Source organism: Corynebacterium sp. LK14, from assembly GCF_008042215.1.
Taxonomy (GTDB): domain Bacteria; phylum Actinomycetota; class Actinomycetes; order Mycobacteriales; family Mycobacteriaceae; genus Corynebacterium; species Corynebacterium striatum.
This window is the reverse complement of record NZ_NOVQ01000009.1, coordinates 346,309-371,171: the sequence shown is the minus strand read 5'-3', so window position 1 is coordinate 371,171 and position 24,863 is coordinate 346,309. Positions and strand designations below refer to the sequence as shown.

Below are 24,863 nucleotides of genomic sequence, written 5' to 3'. Positions count from 1 at the left end.
CCTCAGAATCTCGGGTAATTTTTAACTCCCCCAGCTTAGCCGCTCACAAGCGCTTGGGTCACATTCCTGACCAATGTCGCGCGGGGGACGTCGCCAAGCGGCTTCGCGTGCAGGACCATCGTGGCACCCGGAACATAGCTGGTGATCCACTCACAGTCCGGTAGCTTCGCCAGCACGTGTCCCAGCACACCGGTGCGCTCCACTGTGCGAACCTCGAACACCCCGCCGGTCCACATCGCAGTGGTCGGCGCCCCGTCAATCTCCGGTAGTACCGTGAATACGCCTGATTTATAAGACTGGATAAACCGTGCCTCGTCCGCCGCGGCATCGAAGCTCTCCGCCACGGTGCGCACATCGAACTCCGCGGCAAACCCCTCCCCTTGCGCATCCGAAACGCGCGCCATCCGCGAAGACACAATGGTCCAGCCCAGCGCCGCGATGAGCGCCAAAGGGCGAACAACTTCCCGCTGGTATTTGCCCCGCCACGTCACGGTGAGCGTGCGCTCTTCATAGTCAGTGCTCAAAGCTATTTCCTCTTCGGCGTAAACCACCGGTTTAGTGGGTGTGAGCGCTTCCAACTGGTCAAAAGCACGCTCGCTCAAGACCTTTATTCCGGACTCTAAACGCGGGTTCCATACATTAGGCCCTGTAGATTCGGCATCGGCTTTGGTCAAGACGAGGAGCAGGGACAGCGTGAGGTAGTCATAATGGACTGCCGCGAGCAGCTTATCGCGCGCCTCATCTGAGCAAGGATCCATTCGAGAAACCAGTTTGGCTAGCGTCGTGTGCTCAGCTACTAGGGTTTGCACTCGAGAGCGATCCGCCAAATTTAATCGCATCTTAGCGGCAGCTTTGGCCACCATCTCCGCTCCGACGGCGGCATGGGGGCGGTCGTAGCCCTTGCCAATGTCGTGGTAGAGCGCCGCGAGCAGGAGAAGGTCTGGGCGGGCGACAGTGGTGCGCACCTCGGCGCACCGCGCCACCGTCAGCATCGTGTGGTAGTCCACCGTGTGTGCGTGGCTACGCTCGCGGGGCAGCATGCCACGAATATGAGCCCATTCGGGAACGAGTTTCTCCCACATCCCTACCCGATCTAATTCCTGAATCAGACGAGGTGTGTCTGTGGGAGAAGACAAGATGGTAAAAAAGGCGTCGGTAGTGGCAGCTTTCCACCTCTGCGGTAGCTCAGGCGATGCAGGCAACAACTTCCATACACCTGGTTCGATAGGGCGGTTGGTCCGCGCTGATGCCGCGGCCACGCGCAGCCCGAGGCCCGGATCATCGAGATCTGCATTACGGGCCAATGTGACGTAACCGCCACTATCCACAACACCGACATCGAGTGGTTTGCGGCTACCGAGGCGCTGGCGCCTGCGCACGACGCCCCGTGCTGTGGCCAATGCCCTCTCCATGGCCTTATCCACTGTCGACGCCGCCTTGACCACCGCAGCCGAAAGCTCGTAGCGATCTACAAAACCCAGCTCCTCCGCAATTTCGGCCGCAAACTCAGGGTCGAGCAGGTCGCGGTGCCGGTGGGCGTGAACATGCAGCAGAGTGCGAACATCCAGCAGCAGGTCGCGCTCAGATTCCAAACGCGGGGTATCTGCCAAGTTGCCCAATGCCAAGGCCCTGATGAACTGAATATCGCGCAAGCCACCGCGGCCGTTCTTGATATCCGGGTTGGTCATCGTTGCCAGCGTTCCGGACCGCCGCCACCTCGCGATGGCAGTGTTGAGAAAAGAGTCAAAGTGCTTCTGCAGCAAAATCCGCCACTGGGAAATAATCTTGGCGCGCGCTTCGTCGACAAGCGCCTTGTTCCCCGCCACGTAGGACAGATCCAGTTGCGCGAAACCTGCCGCGGGATCGGCCCCAGCGATTTCCGCACACTCGGTAGGGGTGCGCAGGGCATAATCCAAGTGGTATTTGGCCTCCCAAATGGGGTACCAAATATCTGCCACCGCGTCCTCATCAACCTCCGTGCCATCCGCGTGAATGAGGAGGAAGTCGAGGTCGGAATACGGCGTCATCTCGCGGCGCGCAAAAGACCCTGTAGCTGCGAGGGCGGTCCCCTCTGGCAACTCCAGGGTCTTGGTTAATGCGAGCGCCGCTTCATACGCTTGTGCTCGAAGCTCGGCGGCGTTGTGCATCTTAAACAGCAGCTTCGCCGCGCTCGCCAGTACGGACTCGGATGACGTCCTCAACTGGGGTTACCCAGATCTTGCCGTCGCCAATCTTGCCGGTGTAGGCGGCCTCCACGACGGCGTTAATAATCTCATCGACGGACTCATCGGAGACCACGATCTCCAACTTGACCTTCGGAACAAAGTCGGTAGCGTATTCGGCGCCGCGGTAGACCTCGCTGTGACCGCGCTGCTGGCCAAAGCCTTGGGTCTCGGTAACGGTAAGGCCATGAACCTCGAGCTGCTCCAGTGCTTCACGGATATCGGGCAGCGTAAAAGGCTTAACAACAGCGGTAATGAGTTTCATGTCTTACTCCTTGACTTCGGTACGCGGCGGGATAACGGGCGCAGTGCCCAACGTGGAAGTGTTTCCCTGCCCGTTAATAGTAGCGCCCATGCGCCCACGGGAGGAGTCACCACCACTGCTTAGGTCATAAGCGGACTCACGGTGCTGCGCAACATCGATTCCGCCAGACTCGCCTTCTGCATCAATTCTCCAACCAATGGTCGTCTTGATAAGCAAGGCAATGAGATAGGTGCCAATAGCAGAGACATCCATGGCTACCACCGCAATGACAGCCTGGACGGCCAACAACTTGAGGCCGTAGACGACGTCGCAGGTAAAGACGCCAGATCCGTCAGCAACCAGCGCCAGGCCCGCCACACCATCAGCGGCGAAGGCGGATCCACCGTTGAAGCCGAACCATCCGAGCCACAGGAGCGCGGCGCCGAGCATCACCATGGGCAGGCTGTGCGGACGCGCGAGCTTGCCCGGGAACCCGCACGCTTGCCTACGACCAGCGCTAGGACCATTGCAGCCGTGCCAGCGGGATGTAGACGATGGTGGTCCACAGGCTAGTAAACAAGAGCCACGCGGAGAACTTCACACGGCCAGCCAGCGCGCCGGAAATGAGAGCGGTGGAGATGATGGCGAAGGTGACTTGGAAGGCAATATCGATGACGTTCGGGTAGCCAGAGGCGCCCTCGACGTAGTTGCCCGCGTCGTCTACGATTTTGGCCGCTGCGGCCGAAGAATTGGAAAGGGCTGCCGAAGAGGCCAGCGACGGACCGGGAGCCGTAGGACATGGACCAGCCCCACAAGACGTAGATGACGGGGACCACGGCCATGACTCCGAAAGGCATCATCATGTTGAGCACTTGACGACGCCCCGACATTCCGCCGTAGAAGAGCGCCATGCCTGGGCTCATGAGGAGTTGCCGGAAGCGGCAATTACTTGATCTGTCGTCGTCTTCCACATCTTTTCTATAGAAAAGACAAGGGGTCAGTTAGAACTCGTCTTCGTCGGCCTTGACAGTGCGCAGTTTTTTATGAACACGGCGAGCGTACTTCACGTCCGTGACGGTGACTCCATAAATCGAACGGCCCATGTAGAACGAGCCCACGGAGCCGATAATCCAGACACCGAAGCACGCGATGAGCACGCGCACCAGCGACCACAGCGAAAAGCCGTTTTCCGAGAAGTCCACGATGAGTTTCGCCACGAGCAAAAGCGGCACAGCCAGACCGACGGTGGGCCCAAGCAGATTGACTCGGGTCAAGGCGTCAGGAGCGCGCCAGAGTGCAATTGCGGTGGCGACCACGAGGATGGTGGCCACGATGAGCAGGATGGATGCGATAATCTCGTAAATCGCCATGCTTATCGACGTCCCTTCGAGATGATGCGCGCCATCGACAGCGTCGGGAGCACGCCGGCCGCGATAGCCGCCAGCATGGCAATGTCGTAGAGAATCGACGCGTGGTTCGTAATCGTCCACGCGATGTACATGCAAAGCATGCCATAGAAGGCCATGTCTGACATGACCGTGCGGGTCAGCTCGTCGCGGGAGCGCAGAGCTAGAAGCAACGCGGAGGCAAGGGCGCCGCCCATGATGAAGATGCAGACGAAAATGACCCATTCGAAAGCACTAAATTGCGCGAAATCCAGCATTATTCGCCTTTCCTTTCAGGGCGCAATGGCCACACGGAATACTTCTCAGTCTCGTTGGCAGGAAGCGGAGTGTCCTCAACCTGCGCGATGTCCGGCGCGCGCATGTGACGACCGAGCGTCTCGAGTGGGTACTCGTAGAAAGCCGGGTCGAGTACCTTGGTGTCACTCTGGCCGGGAACGCCGTAGTCCAGCTCTTTAACGTGCGGGGCGAGGCGCTCTTCCATGTCGGCCAAGGATTCCATGATCTCGACTGGATCGTCGCCCATGACGGCTTGGACGAGCACAATGCGCGGCAAGCCCTCGGCCACCGGCTCGCGCAGGCCCAGCGATAGTGTGCCAGGGGTAGCGGTAATGGAGGATGTAAACCAGAAGATTTCCCACGCGCCCGTCACGCGCAGCGGGTAGCGCACGACGACTGGGTGGTAATTGTTCTTTGGCTTGAAGGACTCAGCCGCCAGTCCAAAGCCAGCGACGAAGATTTCCTTCACCAGCCACAGCGCATACACGCAGGAGTGAAAGAAGAGTTTCATTTAGCGACCTCCCTGGATGGAGTCGATGTCCGGCAGGGCAACGGGGGCGTCGCCAAGCACAGCTTGAGTGTAGGCCTCGGTGTCGAGCAGGTCCTCGGCGGCGTGCATCGTGACGTCGATGACTGGGCCCGCCAAAATAAACATGGTGAGCGAGCCCATGATGAGCGCAGCCGACGGCGCCATCAGCTTCTTGCGGATGATGAGCTCAGCGGGGACCTTTTCCTTCGGCAGATCCTTGCCCCAGAAGACCTCGCGCCACACGCGCAGCATCGACAGGAAGGCGGCGAAGGATGCAATGATGATGACGGCGATGACAATCCATGCCCATAGGTCACCGGTGCGCGCAATCTCGACGACGATGAGGACCTTGCCCCACATACCGGAAAATGGCGGGAAGCCCACCACGGAAAAGGCACCGGCTGCGAAAATCCAGGCGATGATCGGGTCGCGGCGAGCCAGGCCCGACAGCTTGGAGAGCAGGCCCGTGCCGTAGGTCTCCTCGATGGCACCCGAGGCCAGAATCAACGAGCCCACGGTGAGCATGTGGTGGATGGTGTACAGGATGCCCGCGCCCAGAGCGCGCTGCGGGTCGTGGGTGGTAAATGCCATCATCACGAGGATGAACGGCATGCCGTTGAGCATTTGGTAGCCCAGCACGCGACGGATCGAGTTCTCGGCCATACCGCCGAAGGCACCGATGATCATGGAGACAATCATGACCACGATGATGAGGGTGCCCCAGCGCTGGTCCATGTCAAAGAGGTGGACCCGGAGGCGGTAGAGCATGTAGACCGCGACCTTAGTATGCAGGCCCGAGAACAAGCCCATAACAGCGGCGGAGGTTCCGGGGTACGTGCGTGGCAGCCAAGACTGTACAGGGAACACGCCGGCCTTCGCCGCGATGGCGATGACCACGATGCCGGAAGCGACGGTCACTGGGCCGTTACCCGCGGCTGCGCTCTCGAGCGCCGCGAGGTTCACCACGCCCGTAACCGAGTAAATGTAGCCGACGCCGACCACCAGCAAAGTGGACGCAAAGAGGTTGACCAACACGAACGCGCGGCCCGCAGCAAGGCGAGACCACGTACCCGACATGGTGATGAGGCCATAAGACGGCAACAGCATGACCTCGATAAACACGAAGAAGTTGAAGAGGTCCGCAGTCAGCAAGGTGCCACACACACCGGTGACTAGGATGAGGGTCAGCGACGCGTAATAGCGTGACTTGGTCTCGCCGCCCACGATGGCGAACCAGTTGGCGCCGAAGGCTACGATCATCGTGGTGACGATCATCAAAGCAGAGAAGGTATCCGCAGCAAACGCGATACCGGCGTTGCCTGGATACAAACCAACCGTGTGCGCCACGACGCCATTGTTCATGGTGTATAACAGCAACGCGAAGCCCGCGAAAATGCCCACGCCGGGGATGACAAGCATGATGGAATCGCGCACGCCGCGCCACGGCGCGAGCAGAGCCAACGCCGCAGCGACGAGGGGCACCGCTGGGAACAGCGGCAACAGTGCACTGACGAGTTCAGCCATTACTTCTCCCCTTCCTCAGCTTGGTCAAGTTCCTTCAGGCGATCCATCTTGTTGGCAGAACGCTGCAAAATCTCTCGATTCTTAGAATCACGACCCAGCGTGGAGAACGCGTGGTCAATAGTGTTGTCATCAACCGGCTCCACGATGTCCGTGTCATCATTGGCGCCCATAGCGGCCATGGTGAGCAAAATCGTCGAGGTCGCCATGGAAATGACCACGGCGGTCAGCACGAAGGCCTGCGGCAGCGGATCCGCCATCTGGTCAGCTGGTACCTGCGATGGGAAGGACTCACCGCGGTAGGAGTACACCCCCGTTGCCAGAAGAGTCAGGTTCGCGCCGTGACCGAAGGCCATCATGCCCAACACGATGTGGACCAGGCCACGCTGCTGAATGAGGTAGACAGCAGAGCCGATGAGCAGTGCAATAGTCAGTGCAAGAATCATTAGTTATCCTCGCCCCTCTTTCGAATAGTGCGAGGGGATTCCTTCTTGGTTCGAGCTTCCGATTTGTTGAGCAGCGCCAAGGGGTTGCTCGAGGGATTGATGGGCTCGGGGTAAGGATCATCGACGTCGTCAAGCACCACGCGTGGGGTCGTAGGCAACGCGGAATCGTCGTCGTGCACCCACGGCAGGTAGTCACGTTCAGTACCTGGGCGCAGGTAGCCACCCAAAGCGTTGATGGCCATGGTGAGCATACCCAGCACTGCCAGGTAGATACCGAGATCGAAGATGAGCGACGTGGTCCAGTGTTGCCCCAGAGCATGGCCGTGGATGGCGGTGAGGAAGCCGCCCGGCTCGCCGTGATGCGGGATGTAGCCGATGAAACCGGCTGTCAGCGCAACGATGATGCCGATGCCTGTCAGATGAATCGGGGTCATGCGGCCGAAGACAATCTCGTCCGAACCGCGCGAGAGGTAGGTTAAGCCGATAGCCGCGCCCATAATCAGCGCCGCCGGGAAGCCACCGCCCGAGGCCTGGTGGCCGCGGTAGAACACAACCACGGACATGATGACCAGAATCGGGATAACAATCGCAATGCCCTTGCGCAGCGGAACGGAGTTGAGCTGGGACTGTCCAAACGGCGCCGGACGAGTACCCGAGGTGAACGGGAAACGCGGCAGCGTCGAAGTGACCGCTGCGATAACCACTGCGGCCATACCCAGAACCGAAAGCTCACCCAAGGTATCGAGTGCACGGAACTCAACGATGATGGTGGCCACGACGTTGTCGCCGCCGGTGATATCCGGAGCGTTGTTCAAGTACCACATGGCAAGGTCCGAGCGCTCGTGGCGACCCATCAGGCCCCAAACGCCGAGGAATGCGGCGACACCAGCGAAGACTGCGATCACAATCGAGCCAGCCTTACGCGAGGTGTCCTGCACTGGGTGGAACTTCTCCGGCAGGTAGCGCAGGACCATCATCATGACGATGACCGACAGTGCCTCAACGGTGAACTGTGTGAGGGCGACGTCGGGCGCGCCCAGCAGGAACATCTGCAGGGTCACGCCGGTACCGGCAATGCCGATCATCACAGCACCCGTAAGACGGTTGCGGGTGCGGACGAGGCCAATCATGGACAGCGCCACGATGGAGAGCGGCAGCAGATCCCAAGGGTTGTCCAGGCCATCGACGCGGGGCGCCAGAGCGACGCCGTCGACGCCCTCGCTGATGAGCCCCGCGGCCGCCAAGATGATGAGCAGCAAGACGATCGGAAGCATGAGGCGCGAAGGGTTGTGAGTATCCGACATGCGGCCTACAAAGCGGCCGATGGAGGTGGCCCACTTCTGCACGAGGTTGAGCATTTCGTTACCGGTGCGCGGCACCAGCTTGGTGCCCTCAAACGCGGCCCACAGCTGCTTGCGCACGAAGACTCCCGCGATACCCGCGAGTAGGACCACGGTGGAGATGATCAGCGGAACATTAATGCCGTGCCACAAAGCCAGGTGTGCGTGGGAATGCATACCGACAGAACCGGCCATCAAGTCCAAAGGCTTGTCGAAGGTGCCCAGGAAGAACACCAGCGGCAGGGACATAAAGCCCGGCAGCGCAGCCGGAAGCCACAGGCGAACAGGCGCCTCGTGGACCTTGGACATGTTGCGCGGACCGTCGAAAAAGGCGCCGAAGACAATCTTCGCGGAATACGTGAAGGTAAAGAACGCGCCAATCGCGGCGACGAGCAGCAAGATGACCTGCCCTGCCCCACCGATTGGAGCCTCTTCAAAGGCAGTCAGCATGCCTTCCTTCGAGACAAAGCCCAGAAGCGGCGGAACTGCGGCCATCGACGCCGCGCCGATAGCCATCGAGGCAAACGTGAATGGCATCTTGTTCCACAACACGCCCAGACGGCGGATGTCTCGGGAGCCGGCCTCGTGGTCGACTACACCGATCAGCATAAAGATAGAGGACTTAAACAGCGCGTGAGCCAGCGTGTGCACGAGGGCCGCGGTGATAGCGAATGGCGTTCCGACGCCGATGGTGGCCACAATCCAGCCCAAGTGCGAGACCGTGGAATAAGCGGTGAGCTTCTTCAGGTCCGTCTTCTGCACGGCAAAGACCGCGGACATCACCGCGGTGCCCATGCCGACCACTATCAGCAACCAGTTCCATACCGCCACGTCGTGGAAGATAGTGGAGAAACGAATAAGCAGGTAAACGCCCGCCTTAACCACTGCGGCCGCGTGCAGGAAGGCCGAGACCGGGGTCGCAGCTGCCATGGCTTCGGGGAGCCAGAAGTGGAAGGGGAACTGCGCTGCCTTGGTAAACGCCGAGCACGCAATCAGGACGGCAACACCGGCAGTAAGACCAGGACGCTGTGCCCACACGCCGGAGGCAAGGATCTCCTCCAGATTCGTGGTTCCCGCCGCGGTCGCGGCAATCGCCACGGCAGCAAGCAGGGTCAGGCCGCCGATGAAGGTAAGAATCAAGGTGCGCTGCGAGCCTGCCTCACCTGCCTTGCCGGAGCGAGCAATGAGCATAAACGACGCCAAGGACACCAGCTCCCAGGCGAGGAACAGCAAAATGACGTCGTTCGCCAGAGCTAGCAGCAGAATGGACATTGTAAAGGAAGTCATCAGCGTATAGAAGCTGACGTTGCCTTTGCCCGCAGGAAGGTAGGCCGCCGAATAGGTAAATACCACCGCACCGATAACGAGTGCCAGCATGGCGAAGAAAACGCCGAGGGCATCGCCGCGGAGGGCGAAATTGACGTCGATACCTAAGTCCACGACATCGCGAACCCAGGTGCGACTAAAGGAAATTTCTTTGCCCTCGGATAGAGTTCCGAATTCTTTAGCAAGGAGAACTGCCGCCACAACAAAAATGCCGGCTAGCGGATAGCCGGCGGCGCGATCGGCGACCCGGACGGTCACCGGGGCAAGAACCACTGCCAAAGCTGCGAGGAGGACAACATACAGAAGTGTCACGAAAGATGAGCCTCACGAACCATTGTTTAGAGATTTATAACTTTGAGCGTGCAAAAAATAAGACGTATCCACAGTACCACTGTGGTTTAGAGCAAAGCACATTGTTTCTGTGCCCAAGGTGACGCTGGGACGTTTTAGGTTGCCAGAAAAACACCGCAGGAGCTGGGCTTTTCGACGCAACCTTTCCCAAAATTCTAACGGCTACTCGATATTAGAAGCAAAATAGGTACAGAAAAAGCCGCCGGGTTTTCCCGGCGGCTTTTCACGCATGAGTGCAACGACGCTGCTACTTCTCCCCTAGCAGGGCGTCGACAAAGCCCTCGACCTCGAATGGAGCCAGGTCATCGGCACCCTCGCCAAGGCCAACCAACTTGACCGGTACACCGAGTTCCTCCTGTACTTGGAAGACAATGCCGCCCTTGGCCGTGCCATCAAGCTTGGTGAGGACAACACCGGTGATGTCCACGACCTCGCGGAAAATGCGAGCCTGGGTCAGGCCGTTCTGGCCGACGGTGGCGTCGAGCACCAGCAGCACCTCGTCTACTTCGGTCTTCTTCTCGACGACGCGCTTGACCTTACCCAGCTGATCCATCAGGTCGACGGAGGTGTGCAGACGACCGGCGGTGTCGACGAGTACCACGTCGACACCCTGGTCGACGCCGGCTGCCACGGCATCGAAAGCAACGGATGCGGGGTCAGCCCCCTCCTTACCGCGAACGGTCGTGGCGCCGACGCGGCGCCCCCAGGTCTCCAGCTGATCGGCGGCAGCAGCGCGGAAGGTATCGGCCGCGCCCAGCAACACCTTGTGGCCCATGGCGACGAGAACGCGAGCCAGCTTGCCTGTGGTCGTGGTCTTGCCGGTGCCGTTGACGCCGACGACCATGATGACGGCCGGCTTGCCCTCGTTTGGCATGGCCTTGATAGAGCGGTCCATCTCTGGGTGGGCGGCCTCGATGAGGGACTCACGCAGCATCGCGCGTGCTTCTTCCTCGCTGGACACGCCGCGCTCAGCGATCTTGTCGCGCAGGGACTCGGTGACCTTCAGCGTGGACTTGGTGCCCAGGTCTGCCATGATGAGGGTGTCTTCGATTTCTTCCCAGGCGTCCTCGTCGAGGTCGCCTGCAGACAGGATGCCCAAGAGGCCCTGACCAATAGCGTTCTGGGACCGGGACAGACGGCCGCGCAAGCGGCCCAGGCGCCCGCCCGCCGGCTCGATGTCAGCATCTGGTTCGGACGGCGCTGGAATAACTTCAGCGTCCTCGGAGACCTGCAGATCCTCCGGCTCAGCATCAAGAGCGGCCTCAGCGCCCGCAGTCTGCGCTTCCGCAGCGACAGCCGCTTCCTCAGCCTCTGGAAGGTCTGGCACGTCTTGCGCGACTGGCTCCTCTTCGTCGGCGCCTGCGGCAATGCCCGCCGCAGTATCGGTGGAGTCAACTTCTGGAGTCTCCTCGGCTACAGGAGCCTCAACGTCCTCGTCTGCGAGCTGGGCATTGGCGAGCTCGGTTGCATCGCGGGTATCGCTTGGCTCGGCTGGCGCCTCTGCAGGCTTTGCCTCAGGCTGGGCTGCAGGCTGAGCAGCAGGAACCTTTTCTGGCTGCTTGTCGGCGCCGCTACCAGCCGGAGCGAAGTTAAAACCGGATTTAGCCTGGTAGTTGCCAGACTTCTGCTCCTGGGTCAGCTCTTTCGGTGCTTCCTCGGCGGGCTTTTCGAAGGAAACCTTCTTCGAATCACCACGCTTCTTGCCAACAACTATCAGCACGATAGCCAGCACCACAATGACAGCTACGGCAATAAGAATCCACGAGATAGTATTCATGCCCTCTATAGTGCCAGGCTTAACCCCATCGGGCACCACTTGCCGTACATTAATTGCCGTCAGTATCTCCTGCGCCGTCAACAGCGGCAGGTCCGCGCGGCGCGTCGACGCCCAGGCGGGTGGCGTCCTGGGCCGCAGCGTCAGTTCCCGGCGCAGCGCCAGCTGGACTCATGCGCTGGGAAATCACACGCGTGACACCGTCGCCACGCATAGTCACGCCGTACAAGACGTTAGCCACGTCCATTGTCGGCTTCTGGTGCGTGATCACAATCAGCTGCGAGTCCTTGCGCAGCTCCTCGAAAAGGGCGATGAGACGTCGGAGGTTGACGTCGTCAAGCGCGGCTTCAACCTCATCCATCACGTAGAACGGGCTCGGTCGCGCGCGGAAAATCGCCACCAGCATCGCCAACGCCGTCAAGGACTTCTCACCACCAGAGAGCAAGGACAGACGCTTGACCTTCTTGCCCGGCGGACGGGCTTCCACCTCAATTCCGGTAGCCAACATGTCGTCCGGCTCCGTCAAAATCAGGCGTCCCTCACCGCCTGGGAACAGCGTCTGGAAGACCTTCGGGAACTCCGCTTCCACGTCTTTCCAGGCATCAGTGAACAGCTGCAGGATCTGCTTATCGACATCCTCAATAACCCCCGAGAGATCCTTGCGGGCCTGGATGACGTCGTCAAGCTGCGTTGACAAAAAGGAGTAACGCTCCTCCAAAGCCTTGTACTCCTCCAGCGCCAACGGGTTGACCTTGCCCAACGAGTTGAGGTCCTTCTCCGCCTGCTTCAGGCGCGCGGTCTCGGCGCCGCGGTCGAAATCCTCGCCCGGGGTGTAATCCTTGAGCAGGTCCGGGATGGCGATCCCCAGCTGTTCTACAATCTTCGCTTCCGCCTCATCGGCACGCACCTGCGCCTGGGAACGCGCAATCTCCGAGTCATGAGCATTGGAGGTCAGGTGGTCGAGCTGCTGGCGGGTGGCAGAGACGTGCTGCTTCGCGGACTGCAAGCGGGCGTTCAAGACGTTGCGCTGGTTGACCAAGTCATCGCGCTCGGCGGTGGCACGCTCCAAGGCATGGGCCGTGCGGGTAGCCAGGTCCTGGGCGTGCTTGGACACCGCGCCAGCCAGGGCAGCTTGCGCTTTGCGACGCGCCATCGCCTGCTCATGGCGAGCTTTTGCCTGACGTTCATGCTCTGCTTGGCGACGCAGCGCGTCCCCCTTGCCCGCAGCCTGGCCCACCCTATCCTGGGCGGTGCGGGCCGCGAGCTGAGCTTCCATCTCCATGGCTTTGACCTGCTCGAGTATCCTCGACGCGGAGTCACGCTCGACGGAGGAAGGCTCGTTGTCGTGCTCGTCATCGTCGACGCGCGCAAGGCGATCCCGAGCTTCGGCAAGTTGCTCGCGCAGCTCCGCGAGTTTGACCTCGATGTCGGTTGCGCGCGCGGCGGCCTTCTCGTGCTCGGCTTTGTTGACCTCGTGCTGCTTGATAAGACGCTGGTGGTCGCGGCGCCAGGCCTCGACCTCAGTGTCGTGCTCGCGGAGAGCAGCTTTAGCCGACGCCGCGGCAACGCGGGCTTCGTCAGCTGCAATCTTGGCGCCCTCCAACGTGCCGGAGAGTTCCTCGAGCTCCTGCGTAGCGGACTCCAGCTGGGACTCAGCCTCCGCGATGCGGGCGGAGACCTCTACCGTGGAGGAAGCGCCGGTGCCGGCCTCGACCCAGCCCTCGCCCACCAGCAGGCCTTCCGGGGTCACGGCGCGCAGGCGCGGGTCCTCGCGCACCACCTCGCGGGCGGCGGAGAGATCCGGGACCAGGACGACGTCGGAAAGCAGGCGTGTGACCGCAGCCTGCACCTCCGGCACCAGCACCACTTCGTCGAGCAACCACGTGGCTGTGGAGGGAAGGTCGGAGTCCAAGCGCCACTGTGCGGCAGCGTTGCTGGCGATGTCAATGAGCGGGGTGCGCGTGGCGTTGTTGAGGCTTTCAACGACGCTGTCGGTGACCTCGCCGGCTTGGGCCTCTGCAAAGGCACCCAATGCTGCCGCGACGGCGGTCTCGTGTTTGGTGGAGATGAAGTTTGCCAGCGGCTGGAAGTCCTCGCCCAGGTCGATGTGCTCAGGCGCCGTCTGCGCCAGGGTATCGATACGCGAGCGCAGGGTGTAAACGGCGCGCTCGCGTTCGCGTTGGCCGTCGCGCAGCTGCTCGAGGCGCTTGTCGGCGGCGCTCGACTCGCTGGCAGCGCGCACGTGTGCCTCTTCGAGAGGCTCGCGCTCGGCATTGAGCGCTCGGAGTTTGTCGGCGACATCGTCTGCCTCGGCTTGCGCCGTGCGCGTGCGAGACTTGGTGGACTGCAGGGTCTCTTCCTGGCGCTGCAGCTCTTCTTCTGCTGCGGTGACCTGGCTTGCCAGGTTATCCTCAGCGGCGATGAGCCTGACGACGCCCTCTCTGCGGTCCGCGATGGCTCGCAGCTGCGCCATGTGTTCTTTTTCGGCCTCTTCGAAGGCTGCGCGGCGCTCCGCGACTTCCTCGCGGATGCCCTCGAGACGCTCAGCGGCCTCCTCGGCGACCATGAGCAGCTCCGCGTGCTCCTCATCTGCGCGGAGTGCGCGGGCCTCGAGTTCCTCGGGGTCTTGACCTGCATAGGCGACCTGCGCGCCGACATTGCTGGCACGCTCGGCGGCGATGCGCTGGGTCGCGGAGATTCGCTCGGAAAGGGTCGAAAGGTCAAACCACAGCTTCTGAGCGGCCTCGGCTTTGGGGATGGTCTCGCCGAGCTCAGCCTCGATTTCGAGCTGCACGCCGGAGGCTTCCTCAAGCTGCTCGGTGATTTCGGCGACCTGCTCCGCCAGCATGGCAGCCTGGTGCTTGGCGTCGGCGAACTTCTTGCGCAGTTGGACTACTTGGTCGCCGGCGATCCGCAGGCGCGCGTCGCGCAGATCTGCTTGCACCGTGGCGGCGCGCTTGGCTGCCTCTGCTTGACGCGCCAGCGGCTTGAGTTGTTTTCCCAGTTCGTCGGTAAGATCCTGGAGGCGATCCAAGTTGGCCTGCATGCCGGTAAGCTTGCGCTGCGCCTTCTCCTTGCGGCGGCGATGCTTGAGCACGCCGGCGGCCTCTTCGATGTAGGCGCGGCGGTCCTCAGGGCGCGATTCAAGAATCTCCGCCAACTTTCCCTGGCCGACGATGATGTGCATCTCGCGGCCGATGCCTGAATCAGATAGCAGCTCCTGAATGTCCATCAAACGGGCTTTAGAGCCGTTGATTTCGTATTCGCTGGCGCCGTCGCGGAACATGCGGCGGGTAACGGAGACCTCAGAATAGTCGATGGGCAGCGCGCCATCCGAGTTATCGATGGTCAGCGTGACCTCGGCGCGCCCCAGCGCCTTGCGGTCGCCCGCTCCGGCGAAGATGACGTCCTGCATCTTGCCGCCGCGCAGGGTCTTGGCGCTGCCTTCGCCCATTACCCACGCCAAGGCGTCAACGACGTTCGACTTGCCCGAGCCATTGGGCCCCACAACGGCACAGATACCGGGCTCGAATTTTAGGTTCGTCGCAGACGCAAAAGACTTAAAGCCTTTGAGCGTGAGCGATTTGAGGTGCATTCGTGAAAGTTTAGCAACTACTACGGCGCTAGCGTTCGATGAATCCGCTTTCGCCCCGCGGCGTCGACCATTGCTCCACCACGGTGGTGACCACGCCCGGGCGGCGAGTGGTTGAAGGCTCCTCGCGCAACAACTCGAGCAAACGCTTGCAGTCGACGCATGGGCCCTCCGCCACCACCTGCACGCGGCCATCAGCCAAGTTGGTGGCATGGCCGGCAAGGCCTAGCTCCAAAGCGCGCGAACGCGTCCACCAGCGGAAGCCCACACCCTGGACCGAACCGTGGACAAACGCAGTCATGCGCTCCATTTAGTACTCCCTCAAGTTGGAGTGGTCGCCCAGGTCGTACTGGTGCTGCAGGCGCTGGCGGTCCTCCGGACTGCGGCGGGTAACTGGGTCAGAGCCGTCCCAGCACTCGACGTTCTTAAGCTCCGGCAACATGTCGCGGTGGAAGACGGGATCGATGCCCTTACGGCGCTGCTCGTTGTAGTTCTTGAGCAGCTTGATGGCCACGCCTGAGAGCGGAACGATAGCCAGGATGTTGAGGAAGACCATCGTCGCAGCGCCGGTATCGGCCAGTGCGAAGACGAACGGAAGGGAGCCGACCGCACCGAACCACACGAAGAAAAGCACGACCAAGCGGAAGATGTTGAGGACTACCTTGCTGCGGGTCAGGTACTCAACGTTGGCCTCGGCCAAGTAGTAGTTGCCGAGAATTGAAGAGAAAGCCAGGAAGAAGAGGATGAAGGTCACGAAGTGAATGCCCCAGTTCCCGACCTCAGAAGCCAAAGCCGCCTGGGTCAGGGAAACACCCTCAGCCTCCTCACCATAAGCAATGGACGGGCCGAGCAAAATAATGAACGCCGTGATGGAGCAGACCACCAAGGTATCGAAGTAGACGCCCAAGGTCTGCACGAGGCCCTGCTTAACTGGGTGGGACACCGTTGCGGTGGCAGCTGCGTTAGGAGCAGAACCCTCACCGGCCTCGTTGGAGAACAGACCACGCTGGATACCCTTCATCATCGCGGTACCCAAACCAGCACCGGCGATCTCCTTGAAGCCGAGGGCGTGGCCGATGATGTCGCCAATCATGCCCGGCACCTTGTCGAAGTTCATAATCACCACGAAGCCACCGATGAGCAGATAAGCAATAGCCATGAAAGGAACGATGACCTGGGTGATGTTCGCGATGCGCTGCACTCCACCGAAGATGATGAGTGCAGCCACAGCAGCCACAATCAGGCCGACGATAGCGCGGAACATGGTGTCCTCGCAGCCGAAGGAGAACGCGATGGAGTCAGCAATCGCGTTGGTCTGGAAAGCGTTGTAGACAAAGCCGAAGGTAAACGCGATAGCCACCGAGAAAATCGCAGCCAGCGGGCCCCAGCCCAGACCGCGCTTCATGTAGTAGGCCGGGCCACCGCGATAAGCGGAGCCCTCGCGGACCTTCCACACCTGCGCCAGGGTGGACTCGACAAACGCAGTCGCACCGCCCAGAATCGCAATGAGCCACATCCAGAAGACAGAACCCGGGCCGCCAACGGAGATGGCCACGGCCACACCAGCCACGTTGCCGGTGCCCACGCGCGACGCCGCCGAAATGGTGAAGGCCTTAAAAGCAGAAATGCCGCCGTAGTCCTCGTCTTCGTCGCGACCGACGCCCTTCGGGCGCTCAACCACGGCCTTGAACATTTCCGGCACCATTCGGATTTGCACCAAAACGGTACGGAAACCAAAAAAGAGTCCGGCAGCGATCAAGATCCATGGGATCAGATAGGTCCAGACTGAGTCATTGAACGTTGTCACAGCGTTCTCAAGAAATTCCATGGAGAATATTTAACGCTATGTATCCCCTATCGATCCATTAATAGGTCTGGCAGCGGGGGCAAAAATGGGTGGATCTACCACCCACTACGACGCGCACCAGCTCGGTTCCGCACCTGTCGCACGGCGCTCCGGTGCGCCCATACGCGTGCAGGGATCGCTCAAAATACCCCGACTCACCATTGACGTTGACGTATAAGGCATCGAAGCTCGTGCCACCGACCTTGAGGGCGGCGCGCATGACGGAGGCGGCGGCGTCGATAAGCGCTATAGCGTCACGTTGCCGCAGTGTAGAAGCCTTCTTTTGGGGCTGCACCTGCGCGGCCCACAAAGCCTCGTCGGCATAGATGTTGCCGATGCCCGAAACCACCGTCTGGTCCAGCAGGGCGGTCTTCACCGCGGTTTTCTTCGCGCGAATCCGCCGCGCGGCCGCGACGATATCGAAATCAGGCTCGAGGGGGTCCGGGGCGATGTGCGCAATCTTCAGCCACGGGGCCAACAACCAGTAGCCAAAAGTACGTTGGTCAATAAAGGACAGGTCCACGCCGCCGCTTAACGACGCCCTGATCCGCACATGTTTCGAGTCCGTCTCCCCCACCCGCATCTGGCCGGACATGCCCAAGTGCACGAAGAGGACGTCGCGACCGGGGTCGTGGAGATTCTCGTCGGCGAACTCAATCCACATGAATTTGCCGCGCCTTGCGACGCCGCCTATCTCCCGCCCCACCAACAGCTGGTCGAGAGGACCTTCCTGCCCACGGTTCGCGCGCGGGTGCAGGACTTCAACGCGCTCGAAAGTCCGCCCGGGAAGGTAACCCTCCAACCCGCGGCGGACTGACTCAACTTCGGGCAGCTCCGGCATTAAAGCTCGCGGTTTGCGGTGCCCTGAACGAGAAGCGGAGTCTCGCGCAGCGTTTGGCACGCTTCTTGCGCGGCCTGCTGCTCGGCCAACTTCTTGTTGTGGCCCACACCATTTCCTACGGTCAGGCCGGCGACGGTAGCCACAGCGGTGAAGGTTTGATCATGCTCAGGGCCCGTCGACGTCGCGGTGTAGACCGGCATCGGCGCCTTGAGCTCAGCGCAGAGTTCCTGCAGGTTGGTCTTCCAGTCCATGTGGCGACCGGAGACGACAGCGTTGTCGATCTTCTTCTGGAACAGACGCAGGATGACGTCGCGTGCGGTTTCAAAGCCGTACTGGCGGTAGATGGCGCCAAAGATGGCCTCGGTGGTATCCGCAAGGATGGAATCCTTGTCGCGACCGCCCGTGGACTGCTCGCCCTTGCCCAGCAGAATGTGCTGGCCAAGCTCGATCTCGCGGGCGATATCGGACAAGCCGTAGCGAGACACGATGGAAGCACGCATCTTCGAGATATCCGACTCCGGACGCGACGGGTACTGCTCGTACAGCTTCGAAGCCACAGACAATCCGAGGACTGCATCGCCTAAGAACTCGAGCCGCTCGTTGTTGGGAAGGTAGCCGTTTTCGTTGGCAAAAGAGCGGTGCGTCAGGGCCAGACGCAGGTTTTCATCGGCCAGCTCGACGCCCAAAGACTTCAGAAGTGGCGCATGGTCGACCGCAGCATATGCGTGCTCGAGAGCCTCTTCACCGGTTAGCTTATTTTTCTTGCTCACAGGAACTTCTCCAGTCCGGACCATCGAGGATCGACCTTATCTTCCTCCTCACCGGATACTCCGGTGGTGACACCCTCTGGGGTTTCGATGTCGCAGCCGTTCTCGCACACCGGTGCGAAGGGCAAGCCGAGGCCCGCCTCATCAATGACGGTCTGCAGAAGGTCGAGCTCGTCGTTGACGATTTCCGGGACTTCGTCGCCCGAGCCTTGGTCCTCGGCGTCGGCTTCGTCGCCGCCAATGAAGCCCTCATCCGCGGCGAATACTTGCGATACGTGGAGGTCCAGCTCCGGATGGAGCTCCTTAAGGCACCGCGCGCACTCCCCGGTGAGGGTGCCGGTAACGGCGGCGTCGACAAGCACGCCCGATCCCAGCGGCGTCAAGGTGGCGTCGACGGTGATTTCGTCGCCCTTTTCGACGGCGATCATTTCCACACCGATGCGCTCCGGCGCGGGTCCCTTCTGCACGCGCTGCTCAGGCATCGCGGCAGCGCCCTGGCTGCGCAGCAACTCGGCCACATTAAATTTCAGCGGTGATTCCAATACATCTGCCATAACGCCTCATAGCCTACCCTGTGGGGCGTCATACTCTTAGCCGACGCCGCACCTAGCCGCCGCAACCATACCTGGGGATTACCTGAAACCCACCGCACAAGCCCCTATGCACCATGTTTATAGGGTTCACACATGACCTAAACGCCCCTACGCTAGCTCTTATGAATTTCGACACCGCAGGCCTGCCCGGCGAATTGTCCCAGCTTGGTTGGGCGTTTCCCCTCTATTGCGTAACTCCCGTGTGCCTGCTCGTTGGTGTCGCAGCTTACTGTCATCGCCATGCCAAACGCACTGCTCAGGGATATCCGCTGCGCTCGGTTGCATGGCGCGGATTGATGTTCGGGATGATTCTCGGAGCGTTCTTCGCGCTGCCACTGCCTTTCGACGTCACTATCATCATCGCCTCCGGCGCACTCGGCGTTGGTGTGGGCTGGCTGACGTGGTACTCCCGCGAATCGGTGGCGGGCGTATTCATGACTACCGCCTCGACGATTGCCGGAATCAGCACGATGGTCGCCCTGATGTACGTCGTCGAAGCGTTCACGCAGTTCGACGCCTTCGCATCCAGCCCGTCGAGCATGTGCCTGCTTCTTTGGGCCATCTTCGGGCTCCCTGCCTTCGTGAGTGCCGCTATTGCCGCCGCAGCAAAGACAACGACCCCTGCTGATGGCCAGGCGGTGTACGACAGACCGTCTGGCCACCAGCAGGGGCCACTGGCGACGTCCCTAGCAGAACCCCGCTAGGGACAGGATTTAACGCTCGTAGCGTTCCGAGCTGCGCTCGGTGCCGCGCGCACGCACACCGGCGCCACGACGCAGCGCCTGGCGGTCAGAATTAACGGTGCGCAGCAGGCCAGACAGCGTGGACTCGAACTCGCCCAGCTTGGAATCAACGAACTCGTCGCACTCGGTGCGCAGGCGGTTGGACTCGGTGTGGGCGGTCTCGACGATGCGGTGTGCCTCGTCGTTGGAGCGGCGAACCACCTCAGACTCGGAGACCAAGCGGTCCTGCTCGGCCTGGCCGGCAGCGACGCTGCGCTCGTACTCCTTGTTGCCCTGTGCGATGGTGCGGTCCGCGTCGGCACGGGCGCTTTCGATCATGGCACTGGCGTCGTCTTCTGCCTGAGCCACCATGGTGGTGGAACGGTGCTGGGCGTCGGAAAGCATGGCGTCAGAGTCTTCCTGCGCGCGGGACATGATCTCATCAGCCTGCGCGTTGGCGTCGGCGACAATCTGGGCGGCGCGCTCCTCGGCGCCAGCCAGGATTTCGTCCTGCTTATCGAGGACGTCTTGGGCGTCGTCCATTTCGACAGGTAGGGCGTTACGAAGGTCGTCAAGAAGCGCCAGCATTTCGTGGCGCGGAACCATGCAGTTGGCGGTCATGGGAACGGAGTAAGCCTGCTCCAGGTTGCGAACAAGTTCATCGAGGGACTCAAATACGCGGTACATGCGCTCAGAGTAACCAAAGAAACTTTCGTCACACGTATCCCACGCGGCACTTTAGCCAAAAATCTCAAGTTCGACTTGAAGTTGGCATGAAAAAAGAGCCCCGGAGAGCTCTTTCCACTTATGCAGGTACCTTAAGTCTTAGATGACACCCTGGGCGAGCATGGCGTCAGCAACCTTCTTAAAGCCAGCGATGTTCGCACCAGCGACGTAGTCGCCTGCCATGTCGTATTCCTTGGCAGTCTTGTCGATGTTCTTGAAGATGTTTGACATGATCTCGTGCAGGCGCTGGTCCGTGTAATCGAAAGACCAAGAATCACGCGAAGCGTTCTGCTGCATCTCCAGAGCAGACGTTGCAACGCCGCCGGCATTAGCAGCCTTGCCCGGCGCGAAGTTCACGTCAGAGCCCAAGAAGTAGTGGACAGCATCCGCGGTACACGGCATATTTGCTCCTTCAGCGACGTAGCGGACGCCGTTCGCTGCCATGACCTTAGCAGAGTCGACGTCGAGTTCGTTCTGAGTTGCGCAAGGCAGGGCGACGTCGGCAGCAACCTCCCAGATGTTGCCACCTGCGTGGTACTCCACTCCCTCGCCGGCTTCTGCAGCATAGGCGGAAATGCGCTCGCGGCGGACTTCCTTAATGTCTTTAATCAGCTCGATGTCCACGCCATTCGGGGTGGTGACGTAACCAGCGGAGTCAGACATCGCTACGACGGTGCCGCCGAGCTGTTGAACCTTCTCTGCGGCGTAGATGGCCACATTACCGGAACCGGAGACGATGACCCTTGCCCCCTCGAAGGACTCGCCGTGGGCCTTCATCATCTCGGAGGTCAAGTAGACCAGGCCGTAGCCGGTAGCCTCGGTGCGCACCAAGGAACCACCCCAGGTCAGCCCCTTACCGGTAAGGACGCCGGATTCGTGCTTGTTTTCCAGGCGACGGTATTGACCAAACAGGTAGCCAATCTCGCGGCCGCCGACGCCGATGTCGCCCGCAGGAACGTCGCGATACTCGCCGATGTGGCGGTGTAGCTCAGTCATGAAGGACTGGCAGAAGCGCATGACTTCAGCGTCGGACTTGCCCTTCGGGTCGAAGTCAGAGCCACCCTTGCCGCCGCCGATGGGCAGGCCGGTCAGGGAGTTCTTGAAGATTTGCTCAAAGCCCAGGAACTTGATGATCCCTAGGTTCACGGACGGGTGGAAACGCAGGCCGCCCTTGTACGGGCCAAGCGCGGAGTTGAACTGAACGCGGAAGCCACGGTTGACGTGAATGTTGCCCTGGTCGTCGGTCCACGGAACACGGAAAATCAGCTGACGCTCCGGCTCACACAGGCGCTCAACGAGGCCGTAATCAGCGTAGTGAGGATCCTTATTCAAGACGATCTTGAGGGAATCCAAGACCTCGAACAATGCCTGGTGGAACTCTGGCTCGCCGGCGTTGCGCTTGAGGAGCTTGTCGTAGTATTCGGAGATTTGCTGGTCGATCGACACGTGGGTCACCTTTCGCTGCGGCCGCAGGGCGGCTTATGTCTTGCAGAACAAGAAGTAGTTTTCTATTAATCGACCAAAAATGCAACTCGGTATGAGCAGAAACACCCCTACGCCTATACTTTTCCGCATGCATATAATCGTCGCACCAGACTCTTTCAAAGGAACGGCAAGCGCAGCCCAAGCCGCCGCAGCCATCGCTGGGGGCTTGCGCGCCGCGCTTCCCGACGCCACCATCACCACCCTCCCCATGGCCGATGGCGGCGAAGGCACAGCAGAAATCCTCGCTAACGCCGCCGCCCTTTTCGGAGCTGAAGTGCAGACCGTCACGCTTCCGACTACCGACGCCGTGGGCCGACTCACCGAGGCCAGCTACTACTTGGCCGGCGAGCAAGCGCTTATCGACGTCGCCTCCGCCACCGGTTTGCCCGCCGTCGCCGATGCGTTGAACCCACTGCACTCGGATTCCTATGGCACGGGTGTGCTCATCGCTGACGCGGAGTCGCGCGGCGCCAAGCACATCGTGCTGTGCCTCGGCGGCAGCGCCACCATCGACGGCGGCATGGGCATCCTTGCGGCGCTGGGCGCAGCGGCTCACGACGACCGTGGCTATGCCCTGCCAAAGGGCGGCGCCCCGCTGGTGCGCCTGGCAAGCATCGATACTGCGCAGCTCAACATCAAGGCGGGTGCGCTCGACTACACGCTCCTCGCAGATACCCGCGCCATCCCTGTCCAGGCCGCCACCATGTACGGCCCACAAAAGGGCGCCGAGGGCGAACAAGTTGCATTGCTCGCGGGTGCGCTGCTGCAGCTGTGCGAGGTAACGGGCGTCGACGAAACCGCCGAATCCTTCGGCGCCGCAGGCGGCATCCCCATTGCGCTGCGCTGGCTCTCGGAAACGCTGTGGGGCAACGACGAGCACTTCGAGTTGCTTGCCGGCGGAGCTTACGTGGCAGAAAAAATGGGCCTGCCCGAGAAGATTTCTCAGGCAGACCTCATCATCACCGGTGAAGGCCGCTTCGACGAGCAGTCGCTCACCGGCAAGGTCGTGGGAACCCTCGCGGACCTGGCGGACAAGACTCCCCTAGGCATCATCGCCGGGAGCATCGACGCCCCACTGCCCGACGGCGCGATAGGCGTGGAGCTGGGTGAGGAAGGCGACGTCATCGAGCAACTGCGTGAAGCAGCCATCCAGCTAGCAGCTAAGTTTGCAAGCTAGGGCTGCACCTGGACGGACCATGGGAAGATAGCAGGACGCTCGTGTGCCACCTCGTCTTCCAACAAGACGTGGTCCTTCGGGAGCACCGCATGCGGGGTAAGCAGGCGCGCGAGCACCATCGTCAGCTGATTGACGGAGCCTTTTACTCCTTCGACGTTGATGTCGTAGCGGTAAACGTTAGCGTCTTCTAGCTCGCGATCCTCGTGCTCATCGCGGTAGGTCTGGCGCAGCTGCGCATCGAGGCCCTCTGGGATTTTGGGATCGGCCACGCGAGTAACGTTTGCGGCAGACAGAGTTCCGTTATCTAGGAGCTTTTGAGTGGCGGTGCTAAAGACTTCGGCGACGCGCTCGGCTTGGGCATCCGGCACAAGGACATCAAACTGAATAATTGGCATGTAGGTAACCCTACCCAAACTAGAAGAAGATTAGCTATGGCAGACTCCCTTAAAATCGCAGACCTCCTCACGACCAGTGGCGTTGACCTAAGCTGGCAGCGCGAATTCTACGAAGACCTCCACCGCCATCCCGAGCTCTCCCACGAAGAGGAACGAACCGCGGGCCGTATCCTGGAGAAGTTGCGCGCTTTCGACTGCGAGATTGTCGACTCCATCGGTGGCCACGGCATCGTCGCGATCTTCCGCAACGGCGACGGCCCTACGGCACTGATGCGCGCGGACTTCGACGGGCTGCCTGTCGCGGAGGAAACGGGTGTCGACTTTGCCGCCACGAACGGCAAGATGCACGCCTGCGGCCACGACATGCACACCACGACTCTGCTGGGAGCATGTGCGCTTCTCGACGCCCACCGCGACGCCTGGACCGGCACCTTCCTCGCGCTTTTCCAACCGGCGGAGGAGTCGTCGATGGGCGCAAAGTTCATGATTTCCGACTCACTGACCTCCCGTGTACCGAAGCCCGACATCTGCCTGGGCCAGCACATCATGCCGGGTAAAGCGGGCGACGTGCAGTCACGTCCTGGACCCATCATGGCTGGCTGCGATTCGCTCCGCATCCGCGTCTTTGGCCGCTCCGCGCATGCATCCATGCCCCACGAGTGCATCGACCCGACATATATAGCGGCGATGATCGTCACTCGCCTGCAGGCCATCGTGGGCCGCGAGGTTGCTCCACATGACTTCTTCGTTATTTCTGTCGGCGAGTTGCATTCGGGCGATAAGAACAACATCATCCCTGAGACCGCCGAGCTGGTGCTCAACACGCGCTACTACCAGCCGGAAATCGCCACCCGCGTCTACGCGTCGCTGGAGCGCATGGTGCGCGCCGAGTGCGAGGCCTCTGGGGCTCCTACTCCGCCGACCTTCGAGTACTTCGCCCACGGCGAGGTCACCGACAACGACCCAGCCACCCACGAAACCGTTCGCAGCATCTTCGACGACGTCTTCGACGAACAGTCCGTCACCGCCTCCCCTTCCACTGCATCCGAAGACTTCTGTTATCTGCCGCAGGCTTGGGGAGTTCCCTACTACTTCTGGTTCGTCGGCTCCACGCCCGCAGAATTCGCGGACAATCCGCCAGTCAACCACCAGTCGACGTTCCTGCCGGACTATGCCCCCACCGTTCAATCCGGTACCCGCGCAGCTGCCGCGGCGGTGCTGGCCTACTTGGGGAAATAGCGGCGTCGCCAAGCGCATGCCAGCGCAACTGAACCGATACCGTTA

The 24,863-nt window shown here is 61.0% G+C and carries 21 protein-coding genes and 1 pseudogene; 3 read left to right on the top strand and 19 right to left on the bottom strand.

Translation table 11 applies throughout. From position 1 onward, the window contains the following. Positions 1-35: 35 nt before the first annotated feature. The 16 genes and pseudogenes from CHU71_RS05075 to CHU71_RS05000 form a co-directional block, all read right to left on the bottom strand. The gene (locus CHU71_RS05075; RefSeq protein WP_147760385.1) at positions 36-2,147 is read right to left on the bottom strand and encodes a [protein-PII] uridylyltransferase; all 2,112 of its coding nucleotides are present in this window, start codon (positions 2,145-2,147) and stop codon (positions 36-38) included. A gap of 1 nt (position 2,148) precedes the next feature. Then, on the bottom strand, positions 2,149-2,487 hold the full coding sequence (locus CHU71_RS05070) for a P-II family nitrogen regulator (protein WP_005528853.1): 339 nt from the start codon (positions 2,485-2,487) through the stop codon (positions 2,149-2,151). A gap of 3 nt (positions 2,488-2,490) precedes the next feature. Continuing rightward, positions 2,491-3,389: pseudogene (locus tag CHU71_RS05065) on the bottom strand (ammonium transporter). Positions 3,390-3,467: 78 nt separating this feature from the next. Next, complete coding sequence (locus CHU71_RS05060; RefSeq protein WP_046645266.1) at positions 3,468-3,836, bottom strand: Na+/H+ antiporter subunit G; 369 nt, start codon at positions 3,834-3,836, stop codon at positions 3,468-3,470. 2 nt (positions 3,837-3,838) lie between these two features. Further along, the gene (locus CHU71_RS05055; protein WP_147760384.1) at positions 3,839-4,129 is read right to left on the bottom strand and encodes a cation:proton antiporter; all 291 of its coding nucleotides are present in this window, start codon (positions 4,127-4,129) and stop codon (positions 3,839-3,841) included. Next, positions 4,129-4,659 carry a monovalent cation/H+ antiporter subunit E gene (locus CHU71_RS05050; RefSeq protein WP_147760383.1) on the bottom strand — a complete coding sequence of 177 codons (531 nt, stop codon included), beginning with the start codon at positions 4,657-4,659 and terminating at the stop codon, positions 4,129-4,131. The genes CHU71_RS05055 and CHU71_RS05050 overlap by 1 nt, the downstream gene beginning before the upstream one ends. After that, positions 4,660-6,201, bottom strand: coding sequence for a monovalent cation/H+ antiporter subunit D family protein (locus tag CHU71_RS05045; RefSeq protein WP_147760382.1), 1,542 nt, complete (start codon positions 6,199-6,201; stop codon positions 4,660-4,662). It abuts the gene before it with no gap. Beyond that, on the bottom strand, positions 6,201-6,644 hold the full coding sequence (locus CHU71_RS05040) for a cation:proton antiporter subunit C (protein ID WP_005528840.1): 444 nt from the start codon (positions 6,642-6,644) through the stop codon (positions 6,201-6,203). The genes CHU71_RS05045 and CHU71_RS05040 overlap by 1 nt, the downstream gene beginning before the upstream one ends. Next, positions 6,644-9,622, bottom strand: coding sequence for a DUF4040 family protein (locus CHU71_RS05035; protein ID WP_147760381.1), 2,979 nt, complete (start codon positions 9,620-9,622; stop codon positions 6,644-6,646). The genes CHU71_RS05040 and CHU71_RS05035 overlap by 1 nt, the downstream gene beginning before the upstream one ends. Positions 9,623-9,908: 286 nt before the next feature. After that, positions 9,909-11,438, bottom strand: a complete 1,530-nt coding sequence (gene ftsY, locus CHU71_RS05030) for a signal recognition particle-docking protein FtsY (protein ID WP_147760380.1) — start codon at positions 11,436-11,438, stop codon at positions 9,909-9,911. A gap of 49 nt (positions 11,439-11,487) precedes the next feature. After that, positions 11,488-15,030: a chromosome segregation protein SMC gene (gene smc / locus CHU71_RS05025; protein ID WP_147760379.1), complete on the bottom strand. Its 3,543-nt coding sequence runs from the start codon at positions 15,028-15,030 to the stop codon at positions 11,488-11,490. Between the two features lie 28 nt (positions 15,031-15,058). Continuing rightward, entirely contained in the window at positions 15,059-15,337 is a 279-nt protein-coding gene (locus CHU71_RS05020; protein ID WP_005528834.1) for an acylphosphatase, read from the bottom strand. Beyond that, complete coding sequence (locus tag CHU71_RS05015; protein WP_147760378.1) at positions 15,338-16,855, bottom strand: sodium:alanine symporter family protein; 1,518 nt, start codon at positions 16,853-16,855, stop codon at positions 15,338-15,340. 37 nt (positions 16,856-16,892) lie between these two features. After that, complete coding sequence (gene mutM, locus CHU71_RS05010; RefSeq protein WP_147760533.1) at positions 16,893-17,714, bottom strand: bifunctional DNA-formamidopyrimidine glycosylase/DNA-(apurinic or apyrimidinic site) lyase; 822 nt, start codon at positions 17,712-17,714, stop codon at positions 16,893-16,895. Further along, positions 17,714-18,484: a ribonuclease III gene (rnc, locus tag CHU71_RS05005; RefSeq protein ID WP_147760377.1), complete on the bottom strand. Its 771-nt coding sequence runs from the start codon at positions 18,482-18,484 to the stop codon at positions 17,714-17,716. Before rnc ends, mutM begins: the two co-directional genes overlap by 1 nt. Further along, complete coding sequence (locus tag CHU71_RS05000) at positions 18,481-19,035, bottom strand: DUF177 domain-containing protein (protein ID WP_236592631.1); 555 nt, start codon at positions 19,033-19,035, stop codon at positions 18,481-18,483. Before CHU71_RS05000 ends, rnc begins: the two co-directional genes overlap by 4 nt. A gap of 335 nt (positions 19,036-19,370) precedes the next feature. On the opposite strand from CHU71_RS05000, the gene CHU71_RS04995 reads away from it, so the two are divergent. Beyond that, positions 19,371-19,778 (top strand): hypothetical protein, encoded by a 408-nt coding sequence (locus CHU71_RS04995; RefSeq protein ID WP_147760376.1) that lies wholly within the window; start codon positions 19,371-19,373, stop codon positions 19,776-19,778. A gap of 9 nt (positions 19,779-19,787) precedes the next feature. Here CHU71_RS04995 and CHU71_RS04990 read toward each other — a convergent pair whose 3' ends face one another. Next, a complete protein-coding gene (locus CHU71_RS04990; protein ID WP_005528822.1) occupies positions 19,788-20,483 on the bottom strand; it encodes a DivIVA domain-containing protein in 696 nt (231 codons plus the stop codon). Between the two features lie 138 nt (positions 20,484-20,621). Continuing rightward, the gene (gene gdhA, locus CHU71_RS04985) at positions 20,622-21,968 is read right to left on the bottom strand and encodes an NADP-specific glutamate dehydrogenase (protein ID WP_147760375.1); all 1,347 of its coding nucleotides are present in this window, start codon (positions 21,966-21,968) and stop codon (positions 20,622-20,624) included. A 127-nt stretch (positions 21,969-22,095) separates the two neighbouring features. Here gdhA and CHU71_RS04980 point away from each other — a divergent pair, with 127 nt between their 5' ends. Then, positions 22,096-23,184 carry a glycerate kinase gene (locus CHU71_RS04980; protein ID WP_187272023.1) on the top strand — a complete coding sequence of 363 codons (1,089 nt, stop codon included), beginning with the start codon at positions 22,096-22,098 and terminating at the stop codon, positions 23,182-23,184. Here the strand turns inward: CHU71_RS04980 and CHU71_RS04975 are convergent. Beyond that, complete coding sequence (locus CHU71_RS04975; protein ID WP_147760373.1) at positions 23,181-23,579, bottom strand: hypothetical protein; 399 nt, start codon at positions 23,577-23,579, stop codon at positions 23,181-23,183. The two genes, CHU71_RS04980 and CHU71_RS04975, sit on opposite strands and share 4 nt — an antisense overlap. A 36-nt stretch (positions 23,580-23,615) precedes the next feature. Between CHU71_RS04975 and CHU71_RS04970 the strand changes: the two genes are divergently transcribed. Continuing rightward, positions 23,616-24,818, top strand: a complete 1,203-nt coding sequence (locus CHU71_RS04970; RefSeq protein ID WP_147760372.1) for an amidohydrolase — start codon at positions 23,616-23,618, stop codon at positions 24,816-24,818. The last annotated feature ends 45 nt before the right edge of the window (positions 24,819-24,863 follow it).